The sequence below is a fragment of the Prevotella sp. MGM2 genome, assembly GCF_002933955.1.
Taxonomy (GTDB): domain Bacteria; phylum Bacteroidota; class Bacteroidia; order Bacteroidales; family Bacteroidaceae; genus Alloprevotella.
The window spans coordinates 43,066-62,911 of record NZ_BEWW01000322.1; the positions used below are offsets into that span (position 1 = coordinate 43,066).

The following is a 19,846-nucleotide window of genomic DNA, read 5'->3' on the forward strand; positions in this document are numbered from 1 at the left end:
AACTATTGCTGTATGTATTCCTCTGCGAATCGTTCCTTCATTTTGTTGACCTGCACAGAATCATGAGCGACTTTCATAAGTGATACAACCTCCCGTTTGAGCCTGCGCATTTCTTCCTCGTATGTCGCCCGTTCTTCATCGGCGATTTCAGAGTCTTTTGTCGCTCTGTTCAACCAGTTGTAATCGGTTATATACTCATCCATCACATCATGCCTTGCTCCGTCTCTCGAATGTTTCAGAGCATCAAGAAAAATACTGTACCTGTCTGAGCCTCGCTCTGCCTCGTCCTCGTATTTACGCAAAAGGGTGTGAGTGCGTCTGTATTCCTCAAGATATTTGAAGAAGTCCGAGTTTATTTTTTTCTCGGCGGTTCGTTCGTCTCCCATCTTGACAAGCCTGTTCACCAGAAGGATGCTGCTCGGGTCATACTCCCGCTCTCCGAGCATCGTCTCGCCGGTCTTGACCATCTTGTTGATTACATTTGAGTAGCCGCCGAAGTAACCGTTAAGAAGGTACTCCAGCTGCGCGGGGTTGAAATTCGCCCATCCTGCGGCATAGTTGTTCCCTCCGCTTGCCTCGTTAGCCCATCGGGATAGTTCAACGAGCTGAGTGTTGGTGCGTGGATATGCTTTTGTCCATTCGGGCATATTCTTGTTGAACGGAGTGTTTTTGTAGATGGGCAATCCTGTCCATGATGTATTTGTAGCTGTTTCCACCATGGGTTTAAACGCACTCGGAACGAATGCATGCAGTCCGCCTCCTCCCTCCATGAAGTCAAGAGGAAGCAGTTGCGAGAGTTGGGATGCTGTCTCTTTCGCCAGTTCTGCGTCTGAATACTCTTCCCTTCCTGATGTCACACTGTAAGCGAGTTCTCCAAGACCATAAATTGCCCGGTATTCAACCGGTAGTGGAATTGTTAGCCATTGTTCGCCGAAGCGGAACATCAGATTCGAACGGCGCGTGTACTTCGGTACGTTATAATATCCATTCTTATCCTCATCATCTCCGTCATCCGCCAGTAACGCCATTATATAACCCAACAGCAAAAGTGAGGTTGCGGCTGTGATAGACTTGACAGGGTGCTTGCGGAATGCCTTGCCGAAGTTCGCCGTGCCTTGTATGGCAGCATTCCAGAACACATAGAAACTCCTGCCGAGACCGGAAGTGAATCCGGCAGCTTTGCCTGCAAAAGTCTGTCCCGTTGCATCCATGAATTTGCTGCCAGCTCCCTTCTTGTTGAAATTGACGGATATTTCCTTTGCATCATACGCAGACCTCTGTACGTCTCTTCCGACCTCTCGCGATGTTATGAAGGCCGCGAATCGCGCACTGTTCTCCACTGCCCGGTTTATCTGGTCGAGGTTGTTGCCGATAAGACCAAGAATACTCATCGGATTCAGCTGCCCCCTGCGGGCCTCTTTCATTATTTTTGATACAAGCTTCTTCTCCTGTTCAAGATTCCGCTGCAAGGTATAGCCGGTCTCACCACCCCAATGCATGAACTCATAGAACATTCTGTGCATTGGATTGCGCATATCAAGTTTATTCGCCTCATATAGGTGCAGAAGCTCGACCATGCGTATGGGATTGACCTTGGCGTGGTTCTTGTGGAATCTCATCGCATAACCTTGATTCTCCTTCACATGTACCATCGTGTTGGAATATATCAGGTCTCGGATAAAGTTCGACACAACAAAGTCGGGGTTTCGTGTGGTGTAGAGCTGGCTTAACTCCCGGTTGACGGTTGAGGCTATATTGAACACTTTGCCGATAGCACCGTTGAGGTCATTGTCGGGATTGGTAAGCCCGTTGACTGCCTGAGCAGCCCTCGGATTGCCGTTGATGGTGATGACATAACTCTCGCCGTTGCGTTTCACTACCACTTGATGTTCTTTGATATTGCCGTCAACAATACGATACGGTATGCCGATAGCGTCTCGTCCTCGCTTATACTTGTCCGGTTCCGATTGCGACAACGACTCCATGCGCTCCTCGAAATCCATCACAACTTTGTCTATCTCATCCGGTGTCATGTTTTCGTCCACATCGGCAAAGACAGGCTTCCATGTATCCGTAATTTCGTCATGGACCAGCCATAGTTTATTCACGCTTGCAAGGTCGCTCGGATGATTCTGAACATATGTGAGGAATTTCTGCTTCATGACGTTGCGGTTACCTTGTATGATACTGTTCTGCGCCATATAGGCAATCGTGGCCAGTGGGTCATCCGCCTTAGATTTTCGCCCTTCCGCTTTCTTTATTGGACTGCTGAACGCACCCTTTTTGCTTGTCAGATAGCCATACACATCATCGCTCGTCTTCTCGTCAAAGCCTTGCAGTGGAATGTAGAAGTTATACATATCTCGAATCTTCTCATACTGCGCCTTGCTTATCAAACCGCAATTATAGATTTTCTGCAAAGATGTTTTGGTAGCTTTGTTTACTGCACTCCACAATGCAGGGATATCTGTTGAATGCGCCGCCTCGTAATCGTCAACCATTTGCTGCGCCACGATTTCAGCGTTCTGCCAGTCCGTCTCTCCGGTCAGACCGCATAACCCGGCAAAGTCTCGCTCTGATTCTTCTCCATTGGCAATAGCTTCATTACGCATATAGGCATTACGCTCCAGTCCATGCTTGGCCATCATATAGTCCAACAGCTCTTCACGTCCTCTTTTATCACCGGACATGCGAGCGGCTATATCAAGGAGAGGGCGCAGGATGCGATGTTCATACTCGTCCATTTCAGCATGGCTCTTACTGCTCATAAGGTTTTCTGCTATGTATGCGTTCTCAAAACTTGACACATCCTCTATGTCGCGTTTTGCACCTTGACTTTCCACGGCTTTGTAGAATTCCATAAGTCCTCGCATGGAATCCTGCATAGCCTCGGTAAACTGGTACATACTTGACTGTATCTGCTTCTCATACATGGCACGAGCCATCACCGGGACGCGCTCCACATAGTCAGCCCCGTCTCTGAATCTCACATCTTCGTCTCCGTCAAATGTCGGATTCTCAAAAGTTTTTATTACCTTTGCAACATCTTCCAAGTCAAGATAGTCAACGTCAGCGAGAATCGTTCGCTGTTTGTCTATTAAGGCTTGGATTTTTTGTTTGTCTGCATAAAGCAGCTTCCCTTGCGAAATCCAGTTCAGCCATTCGGCGTTGTGCTTGGGGAATACATTTCTTACGCTGTTTATCTCCAGCGCTTTGCCATTGACAATCGGATTTAGGGAAAGTCCTACGATAAATTGCTTGCCATTGCTTTCAATTCCCACAATAATATTCTGCATCTTCCCCTTGTTGCCGTAGGCGAATACTGCCATAGGGGTCTGCAGTTCCTTCACAAGATTCCGTATCTCCGCCAAATCAAAATCATGCCCATATTCGGTTGCTTTGGCACGTAGTCTTGTGGCAGACATCTGAATAGGCAGATTGGGAACACCGGTGGAGCGTAAAATGTTACTTGGCATTCCTAACTGATAAATATGGCCGTCAGGAAGATTCCCATCAACCTGCCGCTGTAATTCTTTATTGAAACGATTGTTGGCGTCCTCAATTTTGGCAGATTCGCTCAACATAGCCTCGCCCCATCCCGTACGGTGACGCATAACGGCATCCTCGGCATCGGCGAACACGCCGCCTTTGCCCTGTTTATCGCGCATATTCTTCCATGACTTGAAGAGGATATATGAAAGGTCTTTATCGTTGAGGCGTATGCTCTTGGCAATTTTTAAACCGCTCAGGAATTTGTCCAGGAACGATTGAACCTTTGCCTTGATTTTACCCCAGAGCGTCAGTTCGTCACGGCTCATCTTCTCAAAACCCTCGCTGCCGATACGACCGGCGAGATCTGCCATATATTCCTCAGTGGCTTCCTTGCGGAAATCCTTGCGCTTTGCTTCGGCCTCAACTCGCGCCTCTGCCATGTCGGTGTAGTAATTGGCGTTCACATCTTTCCCGGCTCGCTCGTGTGCCTGTGCCTTGCGAGTGCGCAGGCGGTCGGCTTCCTCGCTCACCATTCTGTCGGTCATCTTGTCAATGACTTTGCGGATGGGATTTGAGGCATGGTCGTAAATCTCGCCGAGGAATTCATCGAAGCGTTCCTCTCCTACGAGCGCACGCAGGCCCTTGTGTCCTGCAACTTCATGGACAAACGTATTGTCCACATCGGCTACATTGACGTTGTTAGGCAGGACGATGACAACCTCATCATCCTTTGCGCTCCACCAGCCTTTGGCACGCCTCTCTCTGCGAGTGGGGAGTGCATCGGCCTCTTCCTGCGTCCTTACAATACGGACTGGGGTGTTGGCTCTTGCCGACAGGTCGGCGACACGCGCTTCTTTGGCTTCGGTCGATGATTCGTAAGCGTCAAGGTAGGCGCGTGCCTTTTCAAGACCTGCGTCCCATTCGCCTGCGTTCACTCGATCGCGCAGCTCATTGAGCATGGGTATGTCGGCTTCTGCCACGCTTCCGCTGATGTCACCGAACTTTGCGCCACGTTTGGCGAGTTCGGCACGGAGCATCGGGGGAACGGCATTTATGGGGAACGTAATCTTTTGGTTGCCCACGCGCTCCATGATGAGGTCTGCAACCTCGCTCCACGGAACAATGCGCCCCGGCTTGAAATAGCGCGACAGCATGGTCTGAACCTTGGTGTCATCGCTCAACTGACCGTTGACGCTTCCGCTGTGCCAGTCCATAAGACCTACGGAATCCTTTGCGCCCTCGGCCTGATAGCCGCTCGTTTCCTCGCTTTCGGGATAGTAACCCTCGACAACAAGAAGTTCGGGTCGGTCGTAGGCGGCTGTGAACTGGTCGTTGAGCGGAGAGGTACGGATATGGAAATATGGATTGTAGGCCACATCCCCGGTGGTGCGTCCGTTACCCTGCACAAGGTCGGCTTTGCCGTTCTCCTTGCGCATACCCTCTTCGCTCTGCTCCCAACGGCTGAATATCATCGGCGCACGCCATTCTCCGTTCTGCTTGGCGGTCATGGGTGGCAATACGCCCATGTTCGCCCACTGCGAGTAGCGGTAGCCTTTCTTCAGCGGCTGTGCGTCAAGGAAGTCAAGCAGTTCACGCTCGGCGACAAGGCGATACTTATTGCCGTCCCCTGTGGTCGGGGTGTCAGTGCTGTCCTCATCGGTCAGAGTGATGTCCGAAGCGGTTTCTACCGATTTGTCAAGTTCGGCATACTTGGCTTCTTTCTCTGCCAATTCTTTCTTCATGGCTTCCTCATACTTGGCAAGACGCTCTTTGGCTTCTGCCAGTTCCTGCTTGTGTGGGAACTCACGGCCGTTGCGCTGTTCAAGTTGGGTTCGTTCCTCGGTGTAATGAGCGAGTTGCTGTTGACCCCTGCTAAGGAGTTCACGGCTCTCTCTGCCAGTCACAATGTCCTCGGCGATTTTCTGCATTATGTTCTTTAGACGGTTGCCCTTGATGGCTTGGTCTTTAATGCCGAGTTCCTCGCAGGAATATGTGACATTGCGCTCCGGCTCAAACGTCAGAGTACCCTGACCCTTGCTGTCAACGGTTCGGCTGACGGTCGTTGTGACCTCAAATTTCAAGCCGTCAACATCGACCACAAGTTTACTGGTGTAGTTGTCAGCACCCTCACGGACATTCTCGGCCGCCTCGTTCATCTTGGCATTCTGCTCTTTGAAGAAATCATCCATAGCAGCCACGCTGTCGAATGTGAGTTTGCCGATGGTTATCTTCTTGATAGTGCCGTCGGGGAAGTGTGAACCGATTATTTCAAGGTTCTTGGTTTCAATCTCGATGCGGCGTTCAGCACCTTTGATGAAGCCCTCAACCTTTGGCAACTGGTTGTGAACATAAATCTGATCGAGGTCGTGACCTTTCTGCTTGGCGGTAAGATTACGAACCTCGCGCTCGGCTTGATTCTTCAGTATGGCATACTCACTGCCCGAAAGTTGCGCGGTCATGTCGCCGAAAGAATCTTCTTCCTCTTCCAGTACGCGGTTTTCCATTGAGTTCTGCATCATCTTTGAGCCGTTCATGATTGAATCGGCTATCGCGCCTTTGGTTTTAAGACGCTGATATGCGGTTACGTCAAGGCTGTCCTCAACACCGAAACGGATAATGCGGACCGGTATGTCCATATCCTTGTGCAGGTTGCCCTGTCGCAGGGCGCGTCCGTTGCGCTGTGTGTAGTCCATCGGGCGGTTGGGCGCGTCCACATGGATGAGGGTGTGCAGGCGTTCCTGTATGTTCACGCCAGTACCGAGAGTAAAGGTTGAACCCATGATGACACGGATTTCACCTGCGTTGACTTTCTCGAAGATGTCCAGTTTCCTCTTGACAGTCATACCCGGCTTGATGACAACTATCTGCTCGGCAGGAACGCCCTCGGCTATGAGTTTCTTGCGAATGTCCTCATAGAGGTTGAATCCGCTCTGCTTATTCTGATAGTTGTCGGAGAAGATTGCGACTGTGCCTTTGTATTTCTCGCTGTCGCGGAGTGAGCGCAAGGTTTCGCGCACGGTCGCATTGGTCTTGCTGTTGGGGTCATCTTCGGCGTTGGGAACGACAAGGCGCACGTCAACGGCGGCTGCCTTTGCAATGCCGTACATCGTGAGCGGAATATGGCTGTTCTCTTTCTTCTCCTTGCCAGTCATATTGTCGTAGCGGTCAAGTTCTGCCTTGACGTACTTCATGACACTGCGCATGGCGCGGGTTTGCGGCAGGTAGATGTCCTGTGGCTTACCGCCTTCCATATCGGGAATCTTGTCGCTTACACCGCCTGCCTCGCGTGTGAGGACAGTATCGGCGACACTGCTCCATATACGCACGAGTTCGGGCAGGTTCACATATCCGGCGAAGCGGTTGTTCTCTTTGAACTTGCCGTTGGTCGAGAACTCTACCATCTGCGCGATGTTGCCGAAGTTGCGGACAAAATCGTCAAAGTAGTAGATGCCGTAGGATTTCATCGTGTCAACTGGCATGAGATAACGCATGAACGTCCATATCTCGGCGGCTGTGTTGGAGATAGGCGTACCAGTCGCAAACACTACGTTGCGTCCGTTATTGCGCTCCATGACAGCCTGCGCCTTTAGGAACACACCCTGCGACTTCTTGCTGTATGAGGGGTCAACGCCTTTCACACCGCGTTGCATGGCGGTGGCGAAGCCGAGGTGCTTGTATTCGTGGGCCTCGTCCACAAGTATGGCGTCAATGCCCATATCGTCAAAGTTCTCCACATCGTCAACCTCGCGGTCGAGCATTTCCAGTGCGCGAACCTCGGCGTTCTGACGAGTGGTGGCCTCGCGCTTCTCATCGCGTTTCTTCTTCTTGCCCTGCATGGTTTCGGTCAGTTCGGCAAGTCGCGCTTCCTGCTCGGCAAGTTCCCTTTCGGCTTGGCGAACAATCAAACTGCGACCGTCTGAATCAGCCTCGCGCATGGCTTCAAGAACTTTCATCTTCTCTTCGATGATGTCCTTGACGTATGCCATTTCGCGCTCCTCGCTGTCGGGGATGCGCTCAAATACGGACTGGGGAACGACAATCATGTCCCAGTCGTTGTACTTGATTTTAGCATAGAAGTTCTTGCGGCCCTCGGCTGTGCGGTCGGCTTCCTCAATCGTCAGCACCTTTGCATTTGGATAGATTTCCTTTGCGCTCTCCACAAACTGACCGACTGTCGCGTTCTGAACGACAATCATAGGCTTGCGTGCTGTGCCGAGTCTGCGCATTTCCATAGCCGTGGTGATGAGTGTATAGGTCTTGCCAGTACCTACCTCATGTGCAAGCAGGATAGGTTCGGTAGTTCCTCTTACCACGGCTCTGCCTTGATGAGGACGCAGGGCAAAGGGATTGCCGTGCAGCTCGCTTACTTGACCGCCGAAGTGCTGGGGAACGAACTCGTCCGGGATAGACATAGGCACATAGTTGTTGAACTGGTCGTTGTAGGTTTGCTCGATGCGTGCCGACATTGCAGGGTCAGCCTGCATATGCTCACGCGCCCAGTCCTTGAACTCTGCGCGTATCTCGTCAACTTTGGTGCCGCACTCGGCGGTGGCCGCCTTGTCGGTTATCGTTTTGGTTGAGCCGTCATAGTGCTTCTCGGTCTTGCTGACGGTTATCTGCCTGTTGGTGATGGCGGCTTCAATGAGTTCGTGACCCATGATTGTCTTGTCACACATCTTGCTGACAACAGCCATAGCGCGGTTCTTCTCGTTGAATGTACTCCACGGAGTTTTCATGAACCATGTACCGCCTGCGTTGGTGAGAGTGACGCGCAGACCAGTCTTTTCAAACACGAAGTCCTCATATAGTTTCGGCTCGATCCACGATGAACCCAACGAGAACTCAATGAGGTGCGCAGGTATGGTCATCGGCATAACTCCCTCAAGAGCCTTGATATTCGCGTCATACCTGCCGTCAGCATTATTCTCCTGCGCAATATGCAATTTCTCGCGCACATTTCCCGAAAGGTATTTGTACGATACCTCCATTGTGCCGGTCGACGGATTTTCAAAGCCGGGTCCGCTTGACACGATTTCGCGCTTCACCTCCTCGGTCGGTTTGCCGAGGGCCTGGCCGATATATTCAACATCAACACCGCCACTCTTGTATAGGCTTGCGAGGATAGCGTCTTTGATGGTGGTAGGCTGTGGCTCTTTCTCGGTGTCAATAACTCGGTGGCTGAAGATGTCAGTCTTGCCGACCTTGACAACCTTGTTGCCCTTCTTATCGCCTTTCTCGGAATAAGTTTCCAGTGCAAGGATGCTTGAGAAGTCAACATCGTTGCGCAGGAATGAGATTGCGGTGTTCTTATGCAGGTTGCCGTAGGTGCGTGTGAATGTGTCAAAGGCGCGGTTCAACTCTTTCAGAAGAGGTGCAAGTCCCTCGTCACCCTCATTGCTCGACTGGTATTCAAGCACATCAGACAACGCTTTCTTGATAGCCGAGTATGCTTTGAAACACTCCGCTTTGGTGTGACCCTTGACCTTGTTTTTGTTCAGTCCGAGGGGAACAGCCTCGCCCATTCGTGCCATGCAGAGTTCGCCCTGCGAGTTCAGCACCATGCTTCCCTCCTTGACACCCTCGCCGAGTTGCTCATTGATTCGGGTTATCTCATCTTCGACTTTCGGCGCGGCTGTGGCTTCCTCTTCCATGTCGGCGAAACTGCTTGCCCATTCGGACAACATCTTCGACTGTTCCTTTTCCTTGACTGGGAAGAGGGCGCGACTGGTCGGGAAGCGTGTTTCACCACGCTCAAAGTTGAACATCATCTCGCCTGCCATATTCTCCGGATGTTCCGCAAAATATTTGTTGTACATCATGCTGTACTGCTTGATGACGGGAATTTCCTGACCTTTGACCTTGCGAGTGTCGCCAGTATCATAGTCAGCCACGCGCACACCTATTGCATCCGTCACGTCTATGGCATTAGGTGAGGGCTTGCCGTTGACGCGCTTGCGCACAACGATGATGTCCGAGGTTGCCCCGGTGCCTCCGAATGTCTTGTTGTGCATACGGAAAGCACCTACAACGTCAGCATTACCCTCGCCGATAATCCAAAGGCGAAGTTCCTTTGAGTTGTCCATCGTGCCGCTTGACGTGATGAATATGCCAATACCGCCCTCGCGGAGTTTGCGGATATTCTTCGCAATGCAGAAATCGTGGATGTCATGGAATTTCTTGGAGAGGTCTTTGTCGCCTGTCTCGTCAAACACTTTCGCACCAGTTATGAAAGGCACGTTGGTAATGGCGAGGTCAACGGTGCCGTTCTGCACTCGCGTTTTCTCAAAGCCTTGTATCTCCACCTTGGCATCCGGGTAGAGCAACGAGAGGATTCCGCCAGTGGTGCGGTCAATCTCAACGGCATGGATTGAGCTGCGCTCACTCATGTCGGTAGGCATAAGTCCGATGATATTGCCGATACCTGCTGACCCCTCAAGCACGTTGCCGCCCTTGAAGCCCATAGCGCGTGCTACATCCCACATGGTGTCTATGACCTCGGCAGGAGTGTAGTAAGCGGAACGGCGGCTGTCCACAGCGTCTTGATAGCCGTCCTCGCCCAGTAGTTCTTTCAGACGTTTGGCAATCGGGTTCGGAGTATAGCCCTGCTCATTGAAAGCCTTGCCCAGTCCACCCCAACCGCTGAACTTACGGAGTACGGCCATCTGTTCGGGTGTGGCGGTTTCGCCTGCGTCAAGCAGTCGCTTGGCAAGTTCGATCGCTTCCATATTGGCCTTGATGCGTGCGTCCTCGCCTTTGGGGGCATAGTCAACGCCACGCTCGGCATGGTTGTTGCGGACATTCTTCCGCTCCGATTCGGGGACCGGCTCAATTACTGGTTGGCTCTTAGGCTTTCGAGGTACGCCTGCGCCTCGCTCTCCGTCAGACATAGGATTGACGCTACTACGTCCACCCATTCCTCGTCCGTCAGTTCCTTTAACTTCATTCCGTTGGCTCTCTCCCAACGGTTCATGCGATTGAGGTTCGTGTCCTCTTTCTCGCTCGGCAGTGCCGGGGCGAGGTTGTACGTCAGTTTCTTCATGATTGCTTGAGTTTTGAGTGTTATCGAATAGGCCGCCGAACAAATCTCCGACAGGTTGTTCCGGCTTCAAAGTTACATCTTTTTTGCGAGAACTTCGCTTCTTCTCCTGTGCGGCTCTTGCTACACGCTTTGCCTCGCCGAAGATTCCATCGGCAGGCTTGACGCGGCTCCAGTCTCCCTTTTCTGACATGACATCCTTGACAGCCTCAAAGATAGGCCCACCGTCAGTGTCAAAATCTTCTATCTTGACTTTCTCCCAATTGCCGTTGCCGTAACGGTCCCACATGACCTCATCGCCGACCTTGTAGCCGTTGTGAGTCACGTCTACTTTTCGCTCTTCGGCAAGCTGCGCTTCAACTTCGGGAGTGATGGTATATGGAGATTCGCCACGTTCTGCCATATCAGACCATTCATGCCAAAGCTCATCTACAGACTTTTCTTTAGGAAGATAGTCGCGTGTAATCTCTTTTACCCTGCGCAGAAAATCGGCATAGGTTGATTCAACCGGGGCATACATATTGTAGCCCCAACGTTCCATACCGCTCCCATTCGGATTTTCCACCCGGTATAGTATCCGCTCAACGGCAAGATTGTCACCACGTCTACGTGTGCCTCTTTCTGCAACTGGTTCAAGACCGATATAGATGGCGAGTATTCTTCCCTCGTTGAGAGGGAGATTTACAATTACGTCACCACCTGCCGGGGCGATGTTCGCTCTTACCGCAGTGCCTTTCTTGACTCTCTTGCGGCCGAGCGTGGTCGCACTCGTGACTTTAATGTCAATGCCGAGGTCGTTTACCAACTGCTTTGCAAGTTTTGTAGCATCTGCCACGGCTTTTTTCTCTGCTGTGAGCATATAGCCGTAACTCTCATGGAACTTTGAATCGTCCTCAACGGCTTCATAGTAGCCGAGGACTGCCAGTTGGTCGTTGATCTCGTCAAGTGTTTGGTCAATCAGTTCTGAGGCTCGGTTGAGTTCGCCTGCGTCTGCTGAAGTTTCTGCGATACTTTCTGCCTCGCCTGCAACAGCCTCTGCTTTTTCTGCAAGAGCTGCTGTATCTGCTTCTGTCTGCTTGTCATTTTCTCTTCGGTTTTTGTTTCGGGTTTCGGTAAGTTCTTTCTGCGCCTGCGCGGATGCGGTTGAGGCTTTGCGCTCTTCCACAATCATAGCCGCCTGCGCGATTGGGTCAGCCTGCTTCTTGTCGAAGTTCTGCACGTCAAACGTGGCAACCTGCTCGGTCGGTGTAAAGGTATATTTGTCATAGCCGGGTGTCCAGCGTGCGCCCTCATAGAACGATTTGAGCCACGGACGTATCTTGTCGCCCAACAATCCCACCATCTTGGTGGCATAGTCGGGGAATGCCGTTGTGCCTCGCTCGATAAGACCCATAGCAAGACGGATGCCTGCGGACTGGATGCGCTGACGCTCCTGCGCTGTCAGTTCGCCGGGGTCGCGGAACTTGATGTTGGTGTCGCCCTCGTCATCGCCTATGCCCAACAGGTCGCGCAACTCGTCAGCCAAAGACTTCATTTCGTCATCGCTGATTTCGTGCTGTTGCTCCGGCTCTGCCTTGACTGGTTCGGCGTGGTCGCTCAACTTGGTTTCTCCTTTGGTCGACAGGTCGGTCATCACATCTTCAAGGCTGACGCGGTTGATAGGTGCTTTCTTCGGCTTCCGTGCAGGCTTCTTCTCCGCAGGAGCCGCAGGAGCGACAGCCTCACGGAGTTCCTCGGCGGTCATTGGCTGTGCGTCCGCAACCGCTTCTTCGTTGCCAATCATCTCGGCGAGTTGGCGTGCGGCTTCCTCACTGCGCATCATGTAACCGCCCTGCTTGCGGTCATACCAACCGCGAGAGGTTTTCTTACCCTCGGTGAGAGGCTCACGCGCGAATGTGTCAAGAGCCGCCTTTTGCTCGGCGGTCAGTTCGCGGTTGAACTTGACAAGGTGAACATCGCTCGTCTTGCCTTTCTTGTTGGTGTAGGTTGTCGGCGTAATGGTGTACGGTTCAGAACTTTCCGCGCTCTCCGTTTGTTTATCTGCTGACAAAGTATTAACTTTGCGGTCAGAAGGCGAGTCGAGCGTAGGGCCGGAAAGGGCACCGGCCTCCTCCGAAGATTCGGAGGGCAGTATGAGGGATTGCCCGTCCTCACGCTCTTTCCCCTTAACATTATTGTCGGACGTAGGAACAAGGTCCGGTCCCTCCGATTCACTCGGAGCCTCGGTTAAGTACCTTTCAGAACTGGGGGACAAACTTTCAGAGAGATGTAGAATTTTACCATTCTGCATCTCTTTCTTTATTGCTTTACCCTCGGCTTCATGGCTGCTTATTGATACCTCCATGCCGTCACGCTGAACGGTTACAGATTCAAAATGCACAAGACGGCTTCCATCGGATTTGATGAACGTCTTTACAAACAGATATTTGCTGTCTCGCTCTGCACCTTCAGCAGGTGCGTTTTTCTCAATGATGACATCGGGAGTGTTGAGTGTAGGATGTATCATGCTGAAATACTCTGTCCTTTTCAGTGAGTAGAGTTTCAGCAACTGGTTTGCACCCATCTTGACAATGCCTATGGGAGTTTCAACAGTGCCGTCCTCTCCGAACTGGGCAATCCAGTTTTCGGGCGTGAGTTCAATTGAGGGAGCGACTTCGGCGGTTGCTTCCATTCGTGCAATCAACTCCGTTGCTTCCTGCTCGGTGAGTGAGCGTCCAATCATGCCGTTGCCCTCAATAGCCTTGACGCTCTTGTACTCGGCAAAGGGCTTGGTCTTACGTCTGCTCGACTGAATCCACTTCTTGAACTCTTCCTTGCTGACGTGGGTAATCGCGCCGAGACCGGTCCAACCCGGCTCATAGTTGGAGAGGTATGCGTAACGCGCGGCCTGCTCCGTGGGGAAGCCGTACATAACCTTATGCTCGTCAAACGAGCCGTCCTCGTTCACTTGGTCAACGACAAACACATCGCCCTCTTCGGGAGTGTCGGAAAGGAACACGTCAATGTGGTCGCCGTCCACGCCCTCAGTCCCACGGATATATCCGTAGTCGTTCTGCATGGTAGTTTCCCACGGCTTGCCGTCCGCTCCAGTACCTCGGCGTACACTACCTTTGGCGTTCTCAATGCTGACGTTGTAGCCGTCAACCTTGCGATGTTCCATCTTGTAGTTGCCTGCGGCTTTCTGCGCCTCAGTCGGTTCGGACTGCATACCTCCGTCAACCTTTAGCTCGGCGGACGGATGTCCATCAATATACTGGGCAATCTCGGCGATGTCGCCAAAACGCTTGCCGTCAAATTCAAAGTATGAGCCTGTGTAGTGTCCGTCCTCATTGGGTGCGTCAACTTGCGTAACTATGTGAGTGCCGTCAATGATGATTTCACACTTATAAGTGGGCTTGTCACTGTCACCCTCTTCCCAGTCGTTTTCAGTAATCTCAACACGGGCCGCGAGTGCCTGCTCTTCGGGAGTCAGTTCCTCGCGAGTGCCTGCTACTGGCTGTTGAGGCTCTGCACTGCGTTCAACATCATTCGGAGTTTGTTCACTTTCTTGGTCTCGTCCAAGCTGTTCTGCTTCTGCTCTGCGCTTGCGTTCCGCAATGGCAGCTTCCACGAGTGCCTGCTGTTCTTTGGGGGTTGCATTTCTGAAATGTTCGTTTACATTGGTGAGTATTTCTTCTTTTGAGGGGATCGAGCCTGAAAACATGTCAAGTTGACCGCCCGAAGCTTGTGCAGCCTCGTTGTTGTATGAGGTCAGCACCTTGCGCAGGTCGCTCGGCTTACCGCTGTTGAGAATGTCTGCAAGCAGGAGTGCGGTCGCGTCAGTCACACGGCTGTCTCCAAACTCATCATCAAACAATCCCTGCATACGTCCGAAGGGCGACACTGGCATTCCATCGGTATATACGTCCGGCATAGCGGCCTTGGCGCGAGTAACAAGGTCTACAGCCTTTGCAAGTTCCTCGCTGATGTCGTAGCCGTTTCGGGCAAGAGTGCGGTTATTGGCAATCTCATTCAATCCCATAACGATTGACTGGCGAAGTGTCGGCATAGAGATTATCTGACGCACTGCATCGGGCGAGGTTTGGAACACCTTGCCGATAAGAGTGTTTTCGATAAGTTCCTTTCCTGCGGCCGACAACGCCGTGCCTGTCCGCAGTTCGGGCATCTGCATATCGTTGATGACTCCTGCCTGCATGAGTGCGCCCAGTGCGTGAGCTACGGCTTTCTCGTCAGCATAGTAGTCCGAGAGGCGGTCGTAACGGCTGATGTCGTTGACAATGACGTTGAACACATTGTCGGGGACAATCTTTCCGAGTTTCACGGCGGCTTCGGGCTTGCCCTGCGATTTCTTCTCCTGCGCGTTGAACCGAGCAAAGGTTGTGGCATCGTAAGGAAGAGCCTCGTCCGGCACGAACACCACGCGCGGATTCTTCATACTTGCCACCTGCTCCGGGGTAAAGCCGTATTTCTTGTGTCCGAACTGCGCGAGGTAGTCATTGTATGCCCTATCTGTGCCTTGACGCGCTGCGAGGTCGCCCGACATGGTGCGATTGTTGCCCGACAGCACCACGCCGTCCTTGCTCACTATTACTGGGTCTTGCAGGGCGCGGTTGTCATAGTTGCCTGCCATACCCTCAACTTTCTGCTGTGCGTCCTTATCACGCTGATAGTCGCGGTCGTTGACGCTTTGGCCGTTCTCATCAATCGGGAAACCCTCGGTGGGTGCATAAGCATTGTTCACATCATGGCTCGGCGAGGCGGCTCCTGCCTCGGTCAGAATGTATCTGCCGGAGATAGTAGAGCCGTCGGGCAGGGTCAGAGCGTCCTCGTTACCCTCCACCTTAGGAGCGGACTCCCAACGCTCGCGTATCTTCGGATTGACGGCATGAACGCCGATGCGCTCCTGCTCGGCCTGCTTCTCTGCCTTGATGCGCTGTTCCTCTTCAAATCGGGCGACAGCCTTATCATGGGCGATTGCGTCACGCTGACGGCGTTCCTCTTCCTGCTGACGGCGCAGCTCGGCTTTGCGCGTGTTGTGGACGGCAACAATGCCGTTCCATGCGTCAATGCGTGCCTGCGCCTCGGCAATCTGCTGATTGTACAGGGCGAGGTCGTTCTGATACTGCTCGGCTGCCTTGCGCTTGGCTTCTGCCATGGCCATGGGCGAACCTTTCAGTTTGGGGGCCTTCATTGTCGGCGGCTTCTTATTGAGAGCTTCGAGGTCGGCGGTCGCCTGCTGAACCTGCGCCAAAGCGATTTCAACGGCATCATCCTCACCGCCGACAGCCTCAACAAGACCATCCCAGGCCGTTTCCTTATCCACGGCTTCAAAACTCGGCTCTCCTTTCTCGTTGAGAGGAATGCGCGAGAGTGCGGTCTGCTGTCCGTTTTCTACACTTGGGACCGTTTCGGGCGCGGTTTCTGCGTCTGAAACTGGGTTTTCCGTAGGATTGGGAACGCTTTCGGGCATTTCGGGAACGCTCTGCGCTTCCATAGCCCTGTTCTGCTGTTCGTATTCGTAAGCCTCAAGCAGACCACGTCCGAAGTCAGTCAGACGGTTGGAATCGGCGCGGAGGTTCTCAATCTCGGCGTTTAGTTTGACATCATCGAAATTCTTTGCATCGTTCAGTCCGCTTTCATAGCCTCGGTCATACGCCTCGGTGTCGGCGGTCGCAGGTGCTTCCGCTTCGGGCTGGGCAAATGGGTCTATATCGTCCTGCTGTGGCTCTTCTCCCTCGGCAGATTCTTCGGGGGCAACGGCATTGTCGCCAAAGATATTCATCTGCTCCTGCTCGATCACCGACAAAGCGGTGTCCAGTTCGTCCTGCGGATTGACAGCCTCGGACACTTTGAAGATTTGGTCGGGGGATGTAAACTGATATTCCCCGGTCTGCGCGTCCATGACAACGACACTCTCCGAAGAGTTGTGTACGTCAACGGCTGTGCCATCGGGGAACATTACAACATCACCCTTGACAATATAGACCGGTCGGTCATCCACTTTCATGGTGGCAGGAATAATCACGCCATTGTCCTTGTGGGTGCGCTTGGCAACACTTTCCTCAACCTCGGCACGCTTGCGGTCGGCAACCTCGTTGGATGCGTCCATAACGCCGTCAAGAGCCGCCTTCGCATTGATGTAGTAGAGGACAGCGTCTTTCTGCTCAATAGTCAGTTCGGGGTCATTGACCAACGCCCACGGATTTTCATTCACATGGAACATATAGTATTCGGCTTCAGAACCGAAAGCGTCCTCAACCGCTTGGTATGCTTCCTGCATACGCAGGGCGATAGCGTCCACGTCTGCCTGCACGGTCGGGTCGCCCTCTTCAAAGCGTCCGAACAACTCACGGCCCTGCTCATATTGGCTTTGCGCCTCTGCCTGCTCCGCAGTAGGCTCTGCGGCCTGCTGACGTACCTCTTCGGGAAAGAGCCGTTCAAGATACGTCTTGACGGCATCCTGCTCCGCTTTGGTGCGCTTGCTTGGCATCTTGCGCAGGACTGCATCTACATCAATGCCAGTTTCCTCTTTCAGAGCCTCGCGGATTGCTTCGGGGCGATAGCGGTCGGCAATGTCGCGGTTGCGCTCCATAGCATCATCAAGGAACTCAACCAACTGCTTCTGTGATTCGGTCACGTCCTTGTTACCGGCCTTGACTTCGCGATAGATTCTCTTGATGGTTGCAGGGTCGGCACCGGGCGACACCTCGCTGATAGCGGCATCAAGCACCATGTCATCGGCAACGGCCTCCTTGTACCGCTCACCAACGTCCACCGAGTTGAGTTCTGCCTGACGCATGATGTTGTCGGTTTCCTGCTTGGCTTCCTGCTCGTTCTTGAACGTGCGACTGGTAACGACCTCGCCATTGGCGGCTATGGAGTTGACGGTCACACGTCCGTCAGCGTCCGTGTTGGTGGTGTAACCAGTAACGGAAGCCATCGGAAGTCTGCGCCCAGTAAGTATGTAGTAGGCTTTTGCGCGTGCGGACTGGCTCACATTGCCGTCCTGCATGAGTTCTTCCATTGAGGAATAGCCGTCAAATTCGGGATTACGGCTGATTGTTTCAGCCTCAACGCGCTCTGCTCTCAACTCAATCGCTCCCTCGGTAGGGTTTGGTTGAGATACTTCCTGCACTCGGTCACGGCTGAACAGGTCGGCGAGTTCGCCATAGCCTGCCCTGCGCAGCTCTTCGCGCTCATCGGTGGTAAACCGCATTGCCTCTGCTACACGTCCGGCATCGTCAGCCCCTGTGAGATTGTTTATGTTGGCAGGGTCAAGAGCCTTGCGGATTCTCTCCTCGAAGTCCATGCGGTTGTGGTTGCGCTCTGCCTGCGTCAGCGGTCGGCCGTTGACTGGCTTGACTGGGCGCAAACTGGCGATAACTCGCGGTGCGCTCTTGAGTCCGTGCTGTGCCTTGAAGCCTAACATCATCGCCATATTGTCAGTCCACACGTCCATTGCATCGGCATCGCCGTTTATCCATTCGGGAACGGAGAATATTGTACCCTCGGCAAGGGTCGATACTGCAACCTCGCCGAGGCGCACGCCTGCCTTGCCTGCTGTGGAGGTGGTTGCCTTGACAGTTTTGTCAGCGACATTGCCGATGACTGGCGACAATGTGCCAGTCACGCTACCGAGTATGAGGCCATGACCGCCTGCGCTCAACACCGCTCCTGCTGAATAGCCCTCGTTCTCTCCAGTTTCGGGGTTGATGTGACCGCCGTGCAGGAACTGGCTCTCGCCCTCTTTCAGCATTTCGTATGTGGCGAAGTTGCCACCGCCTGCGGCTGCCCCGGTGATGATACGACCAGTTAGCGAGGACGAGAAGAGGCGTGAGCCTACCTGCGTACTCATTGACGTGGCGGCTCTGCCTGCTACGATACGACCGCCGATGTTGATTGCTCCTTTGCCTGCGAGTGAGCCGACACCGCCCGACACCCATGTCACGGGGTCAACCGCCATGCCAGTAACGGTGCCTGCAATCTGTGCCACGTAGTGATTCTTGCCGTACTCGCCCATAGCGGCCTCGTAAGCTGCAAGGTCGCCACTCGTTCCTGCTTGGCTTCGGGCAAGACCTTTGCTGATTGAGTTAATCACGTTCATGTCGGCGACTATCCGACCGAAGTATTCCAATGTGCTTTTGGGCGTGTTCTGCTGAACGGCATACTGATACACGGCATTGTCGGTCAACTGGCGTGCCATCTGCGATGCGGTTGTCTGCAATTCCTCTTCGGATGCGTCAGGATATTGCTGACGCAGGCGGTTGTAGCAGTTGGCGGTAACCTTTGAGCCTGCACGCGCCCACGCATTGTCCATCATCTTCTGAAGGTCAAAGCGTGTCATGTGGGAAATATTATCGGCATGGCGGTTCATAGACGTTGTAACGATACGCATTTCACGTCCACCGCCCATAGCCGCATAATTGCTCCATTCGCGGTCGGCATTGCGCTCTTTGTCTGCCTTGTGCTTTTCCTCGGCTTCCTGCCAAAGTTCTGCTACGGCATCATAGGCAGGAGCCTGTGCGTCATACTGCGCCTGCATTTCAACATCTTCGGGCTTGGCAGGGTCAAGTCCATTCTGCTTCATGCGGTTCTCGAACTGGTGGCGCAGGCGATTTTTACGAGCGGTATCCTCGGCGCGGTCAGCCGCGAACTGGCTTGTGGTCAGACTGCCATCGGGCATGAGCCACTGGGTTACTGGCTTGCCGTCAACATACTCCACTCCATAAGGCTGTGGCGAACCGCCGTCATAAATTTGACCAGATGGAACATTAAGACCCAATCCTGCGGTCGTTTTAGTCCCTGCGAGTTGTGCTTGGAACTTTTTGGCGGCTCTCTTCTTCCTGCCCTCGGGTGTGAACGGCTCGGTCATGCGCTGAACCTGCGCGATGCGTGCCTTTGACTTCTGATTGAAGTCGTTGAGCATTGTGTGAATCTGATACGACATCCGTATCTTATCCTGCTCGGTGGGATGCCATGCAGCCTGTTCGGGTTGAGACTGGACCGGTGCCTGCTCTTGCTCTTCCGCAGTTGCCGAAGCAGGTACGGAAGTAGGGGCTGCGGTCGCGGCAGGTTGAGCCTGCTGTTGTGGTGTCGGGGCGGTGGGCGCAGGCGCAGGTGTAGGTGCGCCAAATCCGATATTGCTCTCAAAGTCGGCGAACGGTTCCATGTTGTAGCCGTCAGCAACAAGAGCGTCATAAGCGGCTTTGCGCTTCTTGGGGTCTTTGAGGTTCTCGCGGAACTGCGCCTCTGGCTCCATCGCATAGCCGTTCTTGACAAATGCGTTATATAGATTGGTTACTTTATCTTCTGCCATAG

Annotated in this window: 1 protein-coding gene; it reads right to left on the reverse strand. The window is 53.2% G+C overall.

The window, feature by feature from the left end; all coding sequences use genetic code 11:
- Positions 1–2 precede the first annotated feature (2 nt).
- A complete protein-coding gene (locus C5S62_RS12470) occupies positions 3–19,844 on the reverse strand; it encodes an LPD38 domain-containing protein (protein WP_190311594.1) in 19,842 nt (6,613 codons plus the stop codon).
- Positions 19,845–19,846 lie beyond the last annotated feature (2 nt).

What these genes read in the sequence shown, in the direction of transcription:
- C5S62_RS12470 (WP_190311594.1), bottom strand. Translation starts at nt 19,844, where the DNA reads ATGGCAGAAGATAAAGTAACCAATCTATATAACGCATTTGTCAAGAAC.